The 16248-nt window shown below is 50.7% G+C and carries 10 protein-coding genes and 2 pseudogenes; 3 read left to right on the forward strand and 9 right to left on the reverse strand.

Features of this window, described 5'->3' with window-relative positions:
- Positions 1-155 precede the first annotated feature (155 nt).
- Positions 156-1310 carry a GntR family transcriptional regulator gene (locus ACSAMM_RS12250; RefSeq protein ID WP_457791658.1) on the forward strand — a complete coding sequence of 385 codons (1155 nt, stop codon included), beginning with the start codon at positions 156-158 and terminating at the stop codon, positions 1308-1310.
- 484 nt (positions 1311-1794) lie between these two features.
- Here ACSAMM_RS12250 and tnpA read toward each other — a convergent pair.
- The 4 genes and pseudogenes from tnpA to ACSAMM_RS12270 all read right to left on the reverse strand — a co-directional run.
- Positions 1795-2199: pseudogene (gene tnpA, locus ACSAMM_RS12255) on the reverse strand (IS200/IS605 family transposase); the annotation flags it as partial.
- Positions 2106-2711 carry a hypothetical protein gene (locus tag ACSAMM_RS12260; RefSeq protein ID WP_457791659.1) on the reverse strand — a complete coding sequence of 202 codons (606 nt, stop codon included), beginning with the start codon at positions 2709-2711 and terminating at the stop codon, positions 2106-2108. The gene ACSAMM_RS12260 and the pseudogene tnpA, both read right to left, overlap by 94 nt.
- Before the next feature lie 115 nt (positions 2712-2826).
- Positions 2827-3408 carry a DUF5104 domain-containing protein gene (locus ACSAMM_RS12265; RefSeq protein ID WP_457791660.1) on the reverse strand — a complete coding sequence of 194 codons (582 nt, stop codon included), beginning with the start codon at positions 3406-3408 and terminating at the stop codon, positions 2827-2829.
- Positions 3409-3428: 20 nt separating this feature from the next.
- On the reverse strand, positions 3429-10148 hold the full coding sequence (locus ACSAMM_RS12270) for a DNRLRE domain-containing protein (protein WP_457791662.1): 6720 nt from the start codon (positions 10146-10148) through the stop codon (positions 3429-3431).
- Positions 10149-10682: 534 nt separating this feature from the next.
- Between ACSAMM_RS12270 and ACSAMM_RS12275 the strand changes: the two genes are divergently transcribed.
- Together ACSAMM_RS12275 and ACSAMM_RS12280 are read left to right on the forward strand one after the other, a co-directional pair.
- Positions 10683-10856, forward strand: a complete 174-nt coding sequence (locus ACSAMM_RS12275; RefSeq protein WP_457791664.1) for a hypothetical protein — start codon at positions 10683-10685, stop codon at positions 10854-10856.
- Positions 10857-11056: 200 nt separating this feature from the next.
- Entirely contained in the window at positions 11057-11452 is a 396-nt protein-coding gene (locus tag ACSAMM_RS12280) for a Fic/DOC family protein (protein WP_457792189.1), read from the forward strand.
- Between the two features lie 42 nt (positions 11453-11494).
- Here ACSAMM_RS12280 and ACSAMM_RS12285 read toward each other — a convergent pair whose 3' ends face one another.
- From ACSAMM_RS12285 to ACSAMM_RS12305, 5 genes and pseudogenes are all read right to left on the reverse strand, one after another.
- On the reverse strand, positions 11495-12046 hold the full coding sequence (locus tag ACSAMM_RS12285) for a hypothetical protein (RefSeq protein ID WP_457791665.1): 552 nt from the start codon (positions 12044-12046) through the stop codon (positions 11495-11497).
- Between the two features lie 504 nt (positions 12047-12550).
- Positions 12551-13732 carry a hypothetical protein gene (locus tag ACSAMM_RS12290; protein WP_457791666.1) on the reverse strand — a complete coding sequence of 394 codons (1182 nt, stop codon included), beginning with the start codon at positions 13730-13732 and terminating at the stop codon, positions 12551-12553.
- Between the two features lie 94 nt (positions 13733-13826).
- Positions 13827-15017 carry an IS256 family transposase gene (locus tag ACSAMM_RS12295; RefSeq protein ID WP_457791267.1) on the reverse strand — a complete coding sequence of 397 codons (1191 nt, stop codon included), beginning with the start codon at positions 15015-15017 and terminating at the stop codon, positions 13827-13829.
- 827 nt (positions 15018-15844) lie between these two features.
- Complete coding sequence (locus ACSAMM_RS12300) at positions 15845-16039, reverse strand: hypothetical protein (protein ID WP_457792205.1); 195 nt, start codon at positions 16037-16039, stop codon at positions 15845-15847.
- Positions 16040-16078: 39 nt separating this feature from the next.
- A pseudogene (locus ACSAMM_RS12305) lies at positions 16079-16219 on the reverse strand (Fic family protein); the annotation flags it as partial.
- Between the last annotated feature and the right edge of the window lie 29 nt (positions 16220-16248).

A 16248-nucleotide genomic window follows, 5' to 3' on the forward strand; every position in this document is an offset into this window, starting at 1 on the left:
CTCTGGGCTTTGGTTTTCTTAGGATGTTACTGGCCGGCGCTAACCGTGAAACACCTATTCGTCATTGTGCTTCGGATATCTCTGTAAAATTCTATTTGCTATATCAAATAGGCTGTGGTATACTGTATATAGCAAATAGTACCGGAGGGATTACCATGGAGACATCCTACGAGCCTCTATATCAAAAAATTTATAACGATATCCGGGAAAAAATTAAAAGCGGCGCATTGCCTTTGGGCACGAAAGTCCCCACGGAATTCGAATTGATGGAGCAGTATTCCGTGAGCCGTATCACCACGGCCCGCGCCTTGAAAGAGCTGGCTAACGACGGGTACATACAACGCACGAGAAAAAACGGCTCTACCGTAATCGCCACCGACGGGGAATCGCCGGCTCCTCCGGAAGAGCGCCCCCGGGAGGCAGTGGCCCCCTCGGCGGTCTATGAACACATTCCGCTTTTGATGCCTTTTTCCGCCTCGCAATTTGACATACTCAGCAGTATTCAGCGGGAAGCGCAGAACAGCCATTACCTCATCACTCTGTTCAATTCGGAAAAGCGGCTGGACAGGGAAAGAGAAATTCTCGATCAAATTTCCCGCATGAACATCGGCGGGCTTATCTGCCTGCCCATTGAGAGTTACCAGAACCTGTCGCTGTACACCAAGCTGCAGGCACAGAAGATCCCCATTGTGTTTATGGACCGGCAGCTGCCCTATATTGATATCCCCTATGTCAGCACAAACAACTACGACGCCATGTACAATCTGACTCAGTGGCTGATCAATCAAGGGCATAAGCGTATCGCCTTTTACTGCCACGATCTCAACACGCACAACGAGTTGTTACGTTTCAAAGGCTATATCGCCGCTCTGACGGACAATGGGATTCAGCTCAACAGCCAGTATGTCGCGGAACTGAAGAAAAACGACGTGGAGGATATCATGCTGCGGGAAAATAACCCGGACGCCGCCCACCGCGTCAATCAATATCTGAAAGATATCATGGCCCTGGAAGCGCCGCCCACCGCGCTTATCTGCGCGTTCGACCTGTTGGCTTCCTATGTGGAGCAGCAGGCCAATCTGCTGAAGATTTCCATTCCCGACGATTTATCGCTGACCGGCTTTGATAACAGCTCCTTGTGCAGCCATCTGGAGATCCCTCTGACCAGTGTGGCCCAGAACTATGAAGCCATTGGCAAAAAAGTCATCGAACTGATGAACGCCCTGCGCAGCGGACAGCCGGTCCAATCGGAATACCTGATGAGTTCCTCTATTGTAGAGCGGGCCTCCGTACGAAAATTGTCCCAATAAAGTCAAGATCACTCGTAAAACGGGTGTCCAGCCCGTCTCTTAATCTAGTGTTGTATGAGGCCGCGGCTGGATCGGTACGCTTACATCCACGCTTAACATCCGATTTTATACACTCATCCTGTAAGCATTCGTACAGCTAGTCTGGAAGCGCAGGCTCCAGTACGCACGAAACATTGTGCCCCATTATTCAAAATTCTCCCTGCGTGATAAGCTTTCTTTGTCTATCTGGGCATGACCTCCTTTGGTTTCTGGTGCGGTGGCGTTACCCGCTTCCATTTTACCAAAGGAGGTCTTTCTTTTTCTAATCGATGCTTTCGCTTTTTCTTACCCCACCGGCCATGCCGGTGGTTGTCGCTCTAAGTCAAGACCACCCGTAAAACGGGGGGGCATGAAGGAGCCCTAAAAGGGCATAGGAAGGCCAGCGCCTAAAAGACGCTGGCCTTCACTGCGTTCAAGCCGTAGTGGATTGACTACCCGGTGGCTTTTAGCCACCTGCACCCTTGAAAGGGTCGTCGTACTCTTTGGTAGTCAATTTGTCTTCGAGCATATCCTGCTTTTCCTGCTCTCGAATATATTTCTTGATGGTTGCCTCGTTCAGTCCAACGGTACTCACTTAATACCCCGTTGCCCAAAAGTGCCTGTTCCAGAACTTGTACTTCAGATTCCCGTGTTTCTCAAAAATCATCATCGCTGTTTTTCCTTTGAGATACCCCATGAAGCTGGAGACGCAATATTTTGACGGTATCGACAACAGCAAGTGTACATGGTCGGGCATCATATGCCCTTCCAGTATCTCTACGCCTTTCCATTTGCACAAGTCCCGGATATACTGCTGTATATCCGCACGTAATTGGTTGTAGATGACTTTCCTCCGATACTTTGGACTGAAGTGGTGCGGTTGTCCTTCACCCCCACATAGGTGTACCGGATCGGCTTGTTCGCCCCGCCCATGGACATCATGGTTTGGGTCTTTCGTCCCAGCCCGTCGTAGGTGTAGGTCTTGTGCAGCCCGCCGTTCTGGCGGACCTCATACACCGCGTCGGTCATCTGGCTGCCGTTCTTGTTCCCGTAGGTAAAGCTGGTTTTCACCTTGCTCGTGCCGCTTCCCAGCAGCAGCTCCAGGGTATAGGCGCTCAGTCGGTTGGTGTTGTTCTCGTAGGTGTAGGCAAGCTCCGCCAGGAACGCGCCATTGTCCTCCAGCACCCCCACGTTGCGCCGCACCCGCACCAGCCGCTGGGCCAGATCGTAGGTGTACCGCGTCCGCTGGGTGTTCACCACGTCCTTGTGCAGCCCCACCAGCCCGTTGGCGTTGTACACCGTGTGGTATCCCGCGTTGTTGGGGTTATCGTTATTATAGTACTTGATGACCGGCCTGTCCAGACTGTCGTATTTGTAGTTCACCCGCTGCCCGTTCCCGTACAGCGCCGACGTCAACCGTAAAAACCAGGAGCTGTTATAAAAACAACTCCTGGTTTAAAACAAAATGCTTTCTGTGATAAGAAGTAAACAAAAATATTTATGCGTCTATTTTTCCGCCGTTGATAATGTTAATTCCTGTGGTCCATTTGCCATCCCCCTTGTAAGCAAACGCCAAATCGGAATCTTCTGCCTTAATGATATACAGTGAAGAGACACCAACGTTTTCCGGATTTGCCGTGTCAAGGACAAAAGTTTCAATTGCAAAGCGAAACTTTTGTTTGCTTGTTTCAAGATCATAGGACGATCGTAGTTTTTTCCAGTTGCGGCCTGAACCGTCATCGTTTTTTCCTGCGTAAGTACCGGGTCCACCCCAATCATCATATGAAAGAACTTCACCTTGAAAAAAGTTAAACAATCCAACAATACTTTCGTCTATGTCAGGCGTTTCGCTAATAGCTTTTTTGGAAAACAAAGCTTTTAAAGCGTTTCTATCTTGAGTCTCACAAGCATTTACTATTTGTTCAAATTGCGTGTTAGCTATACTCCTGTCATTGTCTGACGGTAGATTTTTTGATAAGTTTTCATTTTCAGGAAATTTACTCATTATTTGTCCTCCTGTCGAGCATGCTGTCAAAAATAATAACATAAAAACAAGAGTCAGTACAAATAATTTTTTCATACTTTAATCCTTTCTGCCATCTAAAAAGTATAGCTGGCGATACCAAATCCTTGCAACATACCAAATTTCCATCCTGGCTCGCCATTCCACCTACCGCGAAATGCAGTAAACATTCCCGGATCGGTAAACCGTATGGAAAAAGTTGCTGTCAAGTCACCAGCATTTACATTTTTATATGCCGGATTAAAGCCTGTACACCACCATTGGCTACCCCCGTTGGTATAAGTTATTATGTTTTCGCCTTTGTAACTTAACCACATTGCCATAGGCTGTGCTAAATTTTTGTCCACAAGCCAATGCGGCTCACCACCATAGTATATACCCATTTCCGCACCAGCGCCCAAATTGATATAGTCACCTTTCCATGCCCAAAAGATATAGTCTTGCCCATTATAAGAAAATGGAAATTTCGCAGCAACGCAGCTTGTACCTAAATCAAAGAAGAAATCGTACAAATCATTGTATCCCGCTATTTGTTGCCAACAATCAAAACTCGCATGATAAACGCCACTACTATCCTTCGACATGTTTAAAAAGGCAGCGCCTATAGCAGCAGTGTCAATGCCAATTGACACTGCAAAATTATTACTCGCATGTATCACCCCGCTAATTACTTCTTTCCAGAACATTCCTCCGACATCATACCGATTGACGGGATTATTTCCGCAATAGACAAACAAATTGTATGTCGCCATATCACCATTGACACCCATTGCACTATCTGCATTGACAAACCGCCCAATAACCGGATCATAATAACGGGTGCCCACATAATACAACCCAGATTCTTTGTCGTAATAATACCCTCTGTAGCGGAAGGGGTTGACATTGGCGATATGGCTGGCGTTGCCGGATACGTCGTTGCCCGCGCCGTCGGTGATGGTCAGCGGCTTGCCCCACGCGTCGTAGGTGTACCGGGCCAGCATGTTGCCATAACCGTCGGTGATCCCGATAACATCCCCCTGCCCGTTGAACACATAGTAATAGGTGCTCCCGTTGTACAGGAAGGAATACCGCGTCCCCGCCTCGTCGAACATGTACAGCAGGCGGTGGCTGCCCGTGTACTCCCCGTACAGCCGCCCGTCGATGACGTGGTAGTTGGTCACCACGCCGCCCACCGTTTTCTTGGTGCGCAGTCCGCTTTCGTCGTACAGGTACGAGGCCGTCACCCCGTTTTTCGTCAGGCTCGCCAGCTCCCGCCCGTTCCGCCACGTCATGGACAGGCCGTCCCGGTAGCTCAGCGGGTTGCCGATCCCGTCGTAGGTGATGGTCTGCCCGGCGTAGCTTGTCAGCAGATCCTTCCACGTCCCGTCCGTGTACCCGTAATTCACCGTTTTGACGGCTGTTCCAAGCGCTCCGGTGGTGTAGGCGTACTCCTTCACCGACAGGATATTCCCGCCCGCGTCGTAGGCATAGACGAAGCTCTTGTTCTGTGCCGCGCTGTCCGCCCGCACCAGCTGGTTCAGCACGTCGTAGTGGTAGGTCTCCTGCAGCACCCCGTTCTTCCGGATGGTTTCGATGTTCCCGTTGTCGTCGTAGGTGTAGGACAGCTTCTCCCCGAAATTGTCCAGGCTCTCCAGCATCGTGGTGGTGCGGTTGTCCTTCACCCCCACATAAGTGTACCGGATCGGCTTGTTCGCCCCGCCCATGGACATCATGGTTTGGGTTTTCCGTCCCAGCCCGTCGTAGGTGTAGGTCTTGTGCAGCCCGCCGTTCTGGCGGACCTCATACACCGCGTCGGTCATCTGGCTGCCGTTCTTGTTCCCGTAGGTGAAGCTGGTTTTCACCTTGCTCGTGCCGCTTCCCAGCAGCAGCTCCAGGGTATAGGCGCTCAGTCGGTTGGTGTTGTTCTCATAGGTGTAGGCAAGCTCCGCCAGGAACGCACCGTTGTCCTCCAGCACCCCCACGTTGCGCCGCACCCGCACCAGCCGCTGGGCCAGATCGTAGGTGTACCGTGTCCGCTGGGTGTTCACCACGTCCTTGTGCAGCCCCACCAGCCCGTTGGCGTTGTACACCGTGTGATACCCGGTCGAGTTGGCGTCGTCATTATTATAGTACTTGATGACCGGCCTGTCCAGACTGTCGTATTTGTAGTTCACCCGCTGCCCGTTCCCGTACAGCGCCGACGTCAACCGGTTCCGGTTGTCGTAGCTGTTGCTCGTCAGCGTCTTCGACGCGCTCCCGTTCCCCACCGTCACGCTGGTCTGGTTCCCGATCCCGTCGTACCCGAACCCATACTTTACCTGCCGGTTGTTGTGCCAGATGGCGCTCAGCCGGTCCTGCGCGTACTCGTACTCGTTGGACGCGACGCCGCTGGCCACCTTCTTCACCCGATCCGCGTTGTCATAGGTGTAGTCGGTTGTGTTGCCCTTGGGATCCTTCGCTTGCGTCAGCAGCTTGGACGTGTCGCCGTACGTATAGCTGGTGGTTTTCCCCCGCTCGTCCGTTACTGACTCCAGCTTGTTCCCGCTGTCCGTATACTTCGCGTTGGTCTGGATATACGGCTTTTGAGAGAGGATGGTATTCACCTCGATGAAATACCATTTCTGTCCTTCGCTGGTGTCATTGGCATACTGCTGCATCGGGCTGCCGTTTTCCGTATTGGTGGAATTTCCCGGCTGTCCATCCAGCGATTTAGCGTAGCCGGTCACCTTGGTCCGTATGTAGAAGGTGCCGTCCGAATTCCGCAGGATTTTAAACTTCTGCGCATTACTCCCGTTGGCGGTATGCAGCTGTACAACCGCGTTGTTCGCCGTAGAGGCATCTTTTATGTCCAACCGCACCCCCGTATTGACCGTCGGGCATAGTTCGTACACATCGCTTTCGCTGGTGGCAATCAGCTTCCACATCTGGTTGGAATTGCCTGGTGTCCATCTCCAGTTCTTGACCAAGCCCCCCTTTTCGTGGGTAGAGTTATCCATGGAGTTGCCCGAGTAGGCGTTCCGGATATAGTAGGCTTTCCCCGCCGATACGCTGTTGACGAATTTGTCCGAACCCAGGATGCTCTGTCTGGGATTCCCGTACTCGTCGTACAAGAATTCGTATCGCTGGCCATCGGTCGTTTGCGCGTATTCCAGATTTCTCGTGTTAATATTGGTTGTATACAGGAACTTGCTGCCCGTCGGATTGGCCAGCTTTGACAGCTGTTGATTGTTATAGGTAAAGCTGGCCTGCGTATTGGCCAAATCCACGCTGCTCTGCAGGTTGCCGTCCTTGTCGTAGTCGTAGGTCTGGCCGAATTCCTCCTTGTACACATACGGCGCGGTCATGTAGACATCACCCGCGTTATTGTCGTAGCTGATGAAAAATTGAATATAACTATACGGCTTGGAAGCCTTGGCGGTGCCGCTTACAAACTGCCAGTCGTTGATCGCGGGGTTGAACTTCGCCGTCGCATGATTCAACCGGTTTTTATTGCTGTCCAGGAAAAACAAATAGAATTGGTAGACGGGGTTTCGCGTGGCCGATCCGCTGGATTTGCCGTTGCCATCCGTCGCAATGGAAGCGGCTTTAGACCAGCCGCCGAACGTGTACACATCACCCGTTTTGCCGTCTACAGGTATGATGGTGTTAGAGCTGACATTTTGAAACGGGATGCCTGTCATTTTTATGGCGTTCCCGCCCTGTGGTACGCCCGCGCCGCTCCACACACCCCCGGAACTGCTCCAATTGGTACTCCCGTTCTTAAAATTGGTGTTTTCCAGCAGGTTGAAGCTATTGGCGTTCTCCGTTTTTTCGAACTGGAGATCGTCAAACCAGACGGTGCCGATACAGGATTTATCGATGAAGCCGATGAGAATGCGGGCGGTGTATCCCTCTGGAATGAGCGCGGTGACCCGAATGCGCTTCCATTCGTCAACGCCTGTGGAGGTGACGCTCTCCGAGCAGGTCCATCCGGCGTTGGCCCCTGTGCTGGTTTTGGGCTCGATATCCACCACGACGCCCCGGCCGCTGACACTGGTGCCTCCCGTGTTCACATAGGCGGAGAAGGTGTAGAAGCCGGCGGACAGGTTTTTGATGTCCTGTCCCAGCCAAATCTGCCCCGGATTGGAGGCCGTTTGGGTGAACTTGGCGGACTTCTTGCCAATGTGGCCCTTGTTGCTGTCAATGGTTACGGAATTGCTGTTGGCCGCCGCTTTGTAGGTGGTAAAATTCGCGGTATCCCGGTTAAAGGATGGGTTGATGGCCAGATTGGTCACGCTCTGCTGCGTCTTCGACACTGTCAGCAGCTTATTGTCCCTGCCGTTGAAGTTGCCGGGCGCGCCATATTGGTACGCCTGCCCCTGCCCGGTCACGTTGTTCACCACGCCCACCGTCTGCCCGGCGTTGTTGAACTGATAGGTCACGTTGTCCCCGGTGTTGCTGGTGATGGTGGTCGCGTTGTGCTTGTAGGTGAAGGAATACTTGGTGTTGACCGTCGTGCCCGGGCCATAGGAGATGGAAGCCACCCGCTTAGGGTTGCTGCCTGTGTAGGTGATGGTGGTGACCGTGTTATCCGCCTTATTGGTGATTTTCGTCAGCAGCGCGCCGCTGTAGGCCATCTCCACCACCGCGCCGTCGGGATAGGTGATTTTAATGAGGTTGTTCCCGTCGCAGTTATAAGTGGTCTGCCGGTTGCGGCTATCTTTGATATGGGACAGCCGGGGGCCGTTGTAAAAAAAGGAGTAATTCCGTCCCGCGCCGTCGTAGACGGTGTTGATACGATCCTCCGCGTTATAGGTCACGCGTATGAAGTTCCCGTTTGTGTCGTGGATCGTCGCCAGCTTGCCGCTGGCCCAAAACTGCATCTTTCCGCCGTCCTTGTCGGTGATGACGTATTTGGCGTCGCCGGTGCCGGTGTCCGTCAGGGTGTAACCCAGCCCGTTCTCATCCTTGCCGGAGGCGGTTGCGTTGCCGTTGGCGTCCTTGAAGTAGAAATAATGCTCGGTTCCGTCGGCGTCGAGGAGATAGTATTTGTAACCCCTCGCAAGCACCTCGCCCGTTGTCTTTTCGATAGACATGTTAAAATTGGTGCGCCAATTGGTTCCGCAATAGCCGATGTTGGAGCCGCTGGCATTGTATATGTGGGAAATGGTCACCGGCATGCGGGCGCCGTCGTTGCCGATGTCGTCCTCGGTCGCGATCAGATTGCCGTTAAAATTGTTCACCGCCACCGTGCCCCGCCCCGCCGGCAGGGACGTGTACGTCCAATAATCTTCCACGCCCTTGGTGTCGCGGTAGGCGATGAACGCATAAGGGCGGGCAGGCTGATATTGTGTGCTGACATTGGCGGAATAATACTCGGCACAGTTTGGTTTGGTGTTGTCCAGCGTGTTGGCTCTGATTACCACGCCGTTATCGTTCCCGTTTTGATACCAATCCTGTGCCAGCGCGGTTATGTCGAAGGTGTCGTACCGCGCATTGCCGGACAGCTTCGATTTGTCTGCCACCACATAATCGATAACACGGCTCCAATCGCAAGCGGGCTGTGTGCCCCAGGTGATTTTCGTTTGATCCCATGGCGCCGTGACCCTGTACAAGTTGAGAACATTGTTGGAAACGGTTCTGGCGGCGTCCGACTCCTGATAATAAATCAGGTTCATTTTCGCTTCGATAATTCGACTGGAAGAGGCGATGCCTTCAGCCTTGGGAAGCTTGATATACGCTCGGAACTCTTCTGTGGTGGTTTTGCCGTTTGCCGTTACCCTTACGGAACCGGCATTCAGTATATGCGCTTGGGAATAGTTTACAGTAGGGTACCGGGAATATACGCGGGCATCCTGTATCTTTGATACTTCCTGCGGTGTCTGTATCGTCGGATCTACGGTCACCGGCCAAACCCGCGCGCTGTCCTCCAGCCAGGCCCTGTCCGGCGTGAGGGTGTAGCGGTAGTGGTTGCCCGTTTTCTTGACCTCGACGGCCACCGCGCTGCTGTACTCCCCGGCCGCGTCGAACATGTAGGGGGAGGCGATGATAAAGGCCGGCTCCTCCGTCCCCTCCGCGTAAAAATGGACGGAGCTGTCCGCCTGTACCTCGGCGCGCAGCCCCTCCGCTTCGATTTTGAAGGAGTAGCTTTTGCGCCCGGTCAGCTTTTTCAGAATAAGGCTTTCCTTGAGCGAGCTGCCCTTCACGTCATAGGTCAGGCTCGCGCTGTCCAGGGATTCCGGGTAGGTCACGGCCGCGTGCTGCTTTTTCGCCTGCAGCTTCCGCTCGTTTTTCTCCCGCTGCTTGTCCGCCTTGGACGCGGAGGCGCTCAGGCGTGAGATAGACTCACCGGAATCCGCCTGCTGCAGGGCGGCGGAAGCGGTCTGCTGTCCCTCCATGAAAAACCGCAGGGTCTTTCCCTGGTGCTCCACCGTTATGGGCCGGGAGGTGGATGCCTGCTTCGGCAGATGCACCATCAGACTGTTGGCCGTGTTGGTGTAGTAGCCGTCCTTCTCCACCAACGTGTTGTCGATGTCCAGCAGCTTGCCGTCCTTTTCATAATGCACCGGCTCGCTGTAAATCGCCGCCACATAGGAGCCGTCCGACCGGCGGAAATGCTTGACGCCGGGCTCCCGCTTGGTTTCGTCCTCCGCAAGAATGTCCGGCTCCGGCGCGTCCTCCCCCGTCGGATATTCCAAGGAAGCTGCCGTTTCCCCGGAGATGGCGGACGCCTCCGGCTCCGTCCCCACCGCTAGGGACGTGACGGGCGCCGCTTGGATGGCTAACGCCGCTGTCAGCAATACCGCCAGGCTTCTTTTCCAGATACAACCATGCATAGATACCTCTCCTCGCTCTTGAAATAGATTACAATATTACCAAAAATATGTAATATATAGACAGTATACCATTTATGCCGCAAATTTCAACCTATTTGGCAAATATCCTGTCGAAAAACGAGGAATACCCACTATACCTCACAGCATATCCCAAGTCAGGACCACCCGCCTAACGGGGGATTTTTGCTAGAATACACTGCTTCACGCTGTATCTTGCTTGTTTAAGCATAAGAAAAAGCACTGAAAACATAGTGTTTCCAATGCTTTACCCGTGGTCGGAGTGATGTGACTTGAACACACGGCCTCTTGGTCCCGAAATGCTGTGGAGGAAGAAAAGGCGTGATTTCGCGTCCGCTGGGTGATGTTTGGGCCGAGTTTCAGCAGGTTTGATTGATGCGTAGTCCACCCAATCCACTCGCTGATTTCCGGTTATGGGTCAGCGTATGGGTCAGAAACAGTGGCAAACCAAAAAAGGCCGGATTTTCTTGATTAAGGCAAGCAATCGTGGTAAAATGGCCGCAAGAGGTGATCACGATGAATTCATCTATGTCCACCAGCCGAGCCATCGCCAATGCAGCCGCCTCCATTGAGATGGAAGGCTTCCACTTGACCGTCCAGCATAAGGAACTGTGCCGAAAGCTGCTCAATAAAGAAATTACCAAAGCCGAATACATCCGTCAGGTTACGGAAACGGCGAAAAGACAGTAACATGCCCTACGATATCGAAGCCTCCACGGACAACTGCTATGAAGGCACCACGTGCCTGATCAATAAGCTGGATATCCGGGACGAGGAACAAACTCGCATCTGTCGAGGCAGCCCTGACGCTGGCGAATATCGGCCTTCTGGAGCAGGAGCCTCTGGAGGGCCATTTTGACTTTGCCCATTACCGAGCAATTCATAAATTCCTGTTCGGGGAACTTTATGAATGGGCCGGTGAAATCCGTACCGTCAACCTGTCAAAGAAGGGGACACAGTTTGTTCCGGCTGATGAAATTGAGCAGGTAGGCAACGCTAATTTTGACCGGCTGGCCGAAATGAATTTCTTCCGCAATGAGGGATTCGATGCGTTCGTCGAGCATATCACCGAATTCTATTGCGATACCAATCGTCTTCATCCATTCAGGGAAGGCAACGGACGGACACAGCGGGTGTTTTTGACCCAACTGATCCGCCAAGCAGGATATGACATTGAATTCGGCAACATGGATATGGAGGAATTAATGATCGCCACGATCCACGCAGCCAACGGTGTCACGGATTATCTCGAGAAAATCTTCAGAGATACCATAAAATTAAAGTAACGTTTTTTATTGACAGACAAGCCAACTGTGCTTGTCTGTTTTCTATTTATATAAAAATGTAAGTATACTGATTAACAAAGCAATAGCTGCAAATACAGTACTACATAACACTAAACGGTTATTCTTTTTACTCTGTTTAATAGCTTCATCATCCATACGTAAAGATTCTGTTAATTGATGAAAACTTATTTGCTCTAAAAAAGCACCGACCGTATTTCCAGCCAATACGTTAAGAGCAGTTTCTATTGTTCTATTGTACCGATCAACATTCTGTATGGCTGGCTTAATAATTTTTTCGATTAAATAACTTATTTCCCGTGTTATTTTGTCGCCACATAATCTTTTTATCATATCATTGTCTTTTGCAGACAATACCAAATGCTGCTCCTTTAAAATTGTTGTCATTTCTGAACCGGCAGCTGAAAGCAACCTCTTTACCTCCGAACAAAAGTCGCCCGCATATATAAGAACATTATCAGGTTTTTCTTTTATTTTTCTTTCGGTAAGCAATGCAGATACGCTTAGAGTATTGAAGCAATTGTTAAGTTTCATCTCAAAATATTCATGTATAGCTTTTTTACGTGTTTTTGTCAACAGGCTCACCCTTTCTTTGAAATACCGTTATGCCAAGCGTCGCCTTTTAATTTACCAGCCAAACAATAAAAATATTTATCCCGAAATTACATGGTCTTTTTCTGCAATAAGACATTGGGTGAGAAAGATGTATCTTCCCGTTCCCTCCCTCTAAAACATCACCGATATCTTTCCAAGATGGCACGGCATCACAACACACTTAGCCAAACCGAAAGTCCCAAACCACGACCCAAAAGTTTATCTTCATTCACCGTATGGGTCACGGCAGTCAGCGCTGCGAAATGCCAGATTTAACACAAAAAGAAAATGCCCGGAAACCGCATGTTCACACGGTTTCCGGGTATTGTTCTGGTCGGAGTGATGTGACTTGAACACACGGCCTCTTGGTCCCGAAATGCTGTGGGAGGAAAAAAGTCGTGATTTCGGGTCCGTTAAGTGATGCTTGGGATGGGTTTTGGCGGGTTTAGTTGATGCGTACCACCCAGTCCACCCGCTGATTTCCGATTATGGGTCAGCGTATGGGTCATCAGGGTCTCTCCATCTAAGGTAGAAAGCAAAAAAAGGATCTGTTATAGTCAAAACCGCGTCGTCTTTATCCCAATCCACAACGGGAGTGGAAGCTCCATCGTTATAAGATATCTCTGCTATTTTTTCGAGCACTCGTGAAACTTCGCCGAACTGGGGCAAATCAGATGAAATAACATCCCTTATATAACCACGAAATTTATCATATGCAATAGATTCTATACCCGGCTTCATTTTTAAGAGGGCTTCCATAATTACACCGTAAATATCTGTAATCTCTCCGCTTTTAAGTGTGCGTTCTATTCTATCGGATCGCGGCCTAGGCCCACGTGCTAATTTTTCAAATAATGAACGACCACTGTTGATGGCAATATTAGAGAATAATGCAGGTAGATCAATATTTTCTGATACTATAATAGTAGTTTTTGCAGATTTATCTATTCTATTTTTTTGACATATTGCTTTACAAAATTCTTGCATAAGGTGAGGACTTCCCATTGCTTCTCTAACCATGGAGTCTTGAACTTTTTCCGGTAGTCTGACATTAAGGCTTTTAAACCCAACTTCTGCTATTTGTTTGAGTTCATCGTCGCGCCAAACTGGAATATCAAAAATTTCTATTCTGCCTGTCATTTCCCTTTCTACCTTAATTACATCAAATTTTCTATTTGGTATTGCTATGAAAATAACAGGTAATCCGTGCATTATAGGAGACTTCAGTGCTCTAACGATGGCAGTTTGTATGCTTCTATCAATATAATGAAAATCATCAACGACAATTGGCACTTTATTTTTAGATATATATTGAATGGCAGCAGTTTTGGTACTAATAGTTCTACCTTCACTCATACTTTTTATCTTAGTTCGGCTAAAGCCTAATTTCCCAGAAGGGGTTGCATTTGCAAAAACAAAATTGATCTGACCCTCCAAACCTATTTCAAACATTGCTCCCACATCTAAAGTTTCACTTTGGTTTATGTCTGTAGTTACATCCAGTTGATCTGCTATTATTTCCCAGAAGCTTTCCTCGCTTGATACTGAACCGCCATCAATCCATACAGCCTGTGTACGGTCATACATTTTCTCGACAAGTACAGTTTTACCAATTTTAGTTTGACCTGTGACAATCATCAATTTACATATATTTTCTCGTGCCGCCATTACTTTGCTTTCAAGATTATATGTACTTCTTGGGTTATAGGGGTAGTGTCAAGAGTTATGCGCAAATTAGTTTGCAGTCAAAAACAGAAAGAAGTCAACCGGCAAAAGAGGCATCGTCACACGCCCCGTCTAAATGCTTCATGTTCATATACTTCTTGCTGCCCCACTGAGTGCCGGCCACATGACGCAGCCGGGCACAGACAAGCATGAGGGCAGAATTACCGTCTGGGAAAGCCCCCACCACGCGAGTGCGACGGCGGATCTCCCGGTTAAGACGTTCAATCACATTGTTGGTGCGGATGCGCGTCCAGTGCTCATAGGGGAAAGCAGTGTAAGCAAGTGTTTCCTCCAGCCCATCCTCTACCTTTTTCGCCGCCTCGGGCAGTTTCATTTCACGCAGAGCGGTCACTACGTCCCGCGCCTTCGCCTGGGCGGCGGCTCTGCTCTCTTGGGCATGGATTGCTTTGAGCATCTTGGCCACCAGCTTCCCCTTGGTGCGTGGGACGCAGGAAAACACGTTGCGGTAGAAGTGTACCACACACCGCTGGTATTTCGCGTCCGGGTACACCTCTCCCACAGCTTCCAGCATACCGAGGCATTTGTCTCCCACGATGAGCTGGACGCCCTCCAGACCCCGCCCTTTGAGCCACTGAAAGAAGCTGACCCAGCTAGCCTTGTCCTCTTTCATACCCTCGGCAGCGCCCAGCACCTCGCGGTAGCCGTCTTCGTTAACCGCAATGGCAACCAGTACGGCCACATTCTCATACTCTCCGCCCCAGTTGCGGCGCAGGTAGATGCCGTCTACATACACATACGGGTACTTACCGCCCTGTAAGGGGCGGTTGCGCCAGTCTTCAATGTGGACATAGGCTTTCTTGTTCAGTTCGCTGATGGTAGAGGGGGACACCTTGCTGCCCCACAGTGCCTCGGTGATGTCCTCCACGCGGCGCATAGATACTCCAGCCAGATACATTTCAATCAGCGCTTCCTCCACGCTGCTCTCCCGGCGGCGATACCGCTCGATGATGGCGGTTTCAAAGGTTGCTCCCTTTAAACGAGGGACGTTCAAGGTCACGTCGCCGGAGCTGGTGGTCAAGTTACGCTGGTAGTGACCGCTGCGGTAGGCCTGCCGCTCCTCGCTGCGCTCGTAGCGCGCCGCCTGGGTCAGTTTCTGCGCCTCCGCCTCCAACAGGCCGTTGAGGGTCTCCTCCACGCTCCCACGCACCAGTTCCCTGATTTCACCCTTGATTACTTCCTCATTTAGTTGTACAATTTTCTCGGACATAGTTTATTGTCTCCTTTCAGAATGGTGTGTCGTGACTTCATTCTACCAAAGACTGCAAACTATGTCTCTTTTTTTATCCCTTTTTCAATTTGCGCAACTTATTCTACCTTATCGTTATAGGTTAACGTAGGAATACCACCGGGAACAAAAACGTCATAATAGTTTATTGGTTTCAATACGTCACACCCTTATTTCCCTTAATTTTACATATTTTATATTATCATATACGGTTACTTTGTTCAAGTAACTATACTGCATATTGATTAAGAGTTACTATTTCCGAGCACCCAGTTCCCGCCGAAGCCGTTCAGCCAAGCTGAGAAACTCCTCCCATACGACACAGAACACCGCCGCTTCTCCCTGCCCGACGAATGCGTCCCTGCTTCTAAAGACATTCACAATATCCCGACCTTTCAAAAGAGGTCGGGAATTCCCCGTATAGAAAAACGCGCACAAAGGCTGGACGGCCTGAGCCGTCCGTTTACCCTTGCACGCGCTGAAAGGCATATTTGTTTCTCCGCGACAAATACGCTATACTAGCATTGTCGCGGTGCTGTTTTTACAGTTGTGCAGGGTGGTCAGATCACCATTGCGCAGGGCGGGGATGTTGGCGCATCCTCGCCTGCCGCGGCGTTTATTTTATGCCGGGGAAATCCCCGCCGTGTCGCATTTTAACTCTAGCGGAGAGAAAAAGCAAGTCCTTTTTCGGGCAGGAAAGCACCGACGGTTTCCGTCAAACGCAGCCACGAAACACCGGGGGGGTGGAGGAATAACCCGCCGAAAACCACAGAACGCCTAAATAAGCCCTTTGTGCGCCCGTGTCGAGCCTATTCTCGGTCTTGCCCGATACCCAGATATTCATCCAGCCGCCGTTCTTCAAGTGCCGCGATCATGTCAGCAAACGGCTCCAGATTGCCCTCGACCGCATAGGTTTCCAGCGCTTCAAAATATTCCAGCCGGTTTTCCTTGGCTATCGATACAGGCAGAAAGCCACCCGCCATCAGCTGATAGTTCATGATCATACGGCTGGTTCTGCCGTTTCCACCCTCGAATAGATGGATTCTCACAAATTCCGCATGCGTCCACGCGGTCAGCTCTATACCCTTCAAGTCTTTGCTTGGCAAGTCGGCGAAAAACGCTTTGACTTGCCTGTACATGTCGCTTGGCAGTGGCGGCTTATGCCCTGCCCCGGATATCCGCACCTCAACCTGACGATAGACCCTCCAAGCAG

The organism is Anaeromassilibacillus sp. SJQ-5 (assembly GCF_054108045.1).

Excerpts from the sequence above, each read along its gene's own strand:
- ACSAMM_RS12250 (WP_457791658.1), top strand. The coding sequence starts at position 156 with ATGGAGACATCCTACGAGCCTCTATATCAAAAAATTTATAACGATATC.
- ACSAMM_RS12265 (WP_457791660.1), bottom strand. The coding sequence starts at position 3,408 with ATGAAAAAATTATTTGTACTGACTCTTGTTTTTATGTTATTATTTTTG.
- ACSAMM_RS12270 (WP_457791662.1), bottom strand. The coding sequence starts at position 10,148 with ATGCATGGTTGTATCTGGAAAAGAAGCCTGGCGGTATTGCTGACAGCG.
- ACSAMM_RS12275 (WP_457791664.1), top strand. The coding sequence starts at position 10,683 with ATGAATTCATCTATGTCCACCAGCCGAGCCATCGCCAATGCAGCCGCC.
- ACSAMM_RS12290 (WP_457791666.1), bottom strand. The coding sequence starts at position 13,732 with ATGGCGGCACGAGAAAATATATGTAAATTGATGATTGTCACAGGTCAA.
- ACSAMM_RS12295 (WP_457791267.1), bottom strand. The coding sequence starts at position 15,017 with ATGTCCGAGAAAATTGTACAACTAAATGAGGAAGTAATCAAGGGTGAA.
- ACSAMM_RS12300 (WP_457792205.1), bottom strand. The coding sequence starts at position 16,039 with ATGATCATGAACTATCAGCTGATGGCGGGTGGCTTTCTGCCTGTATCG.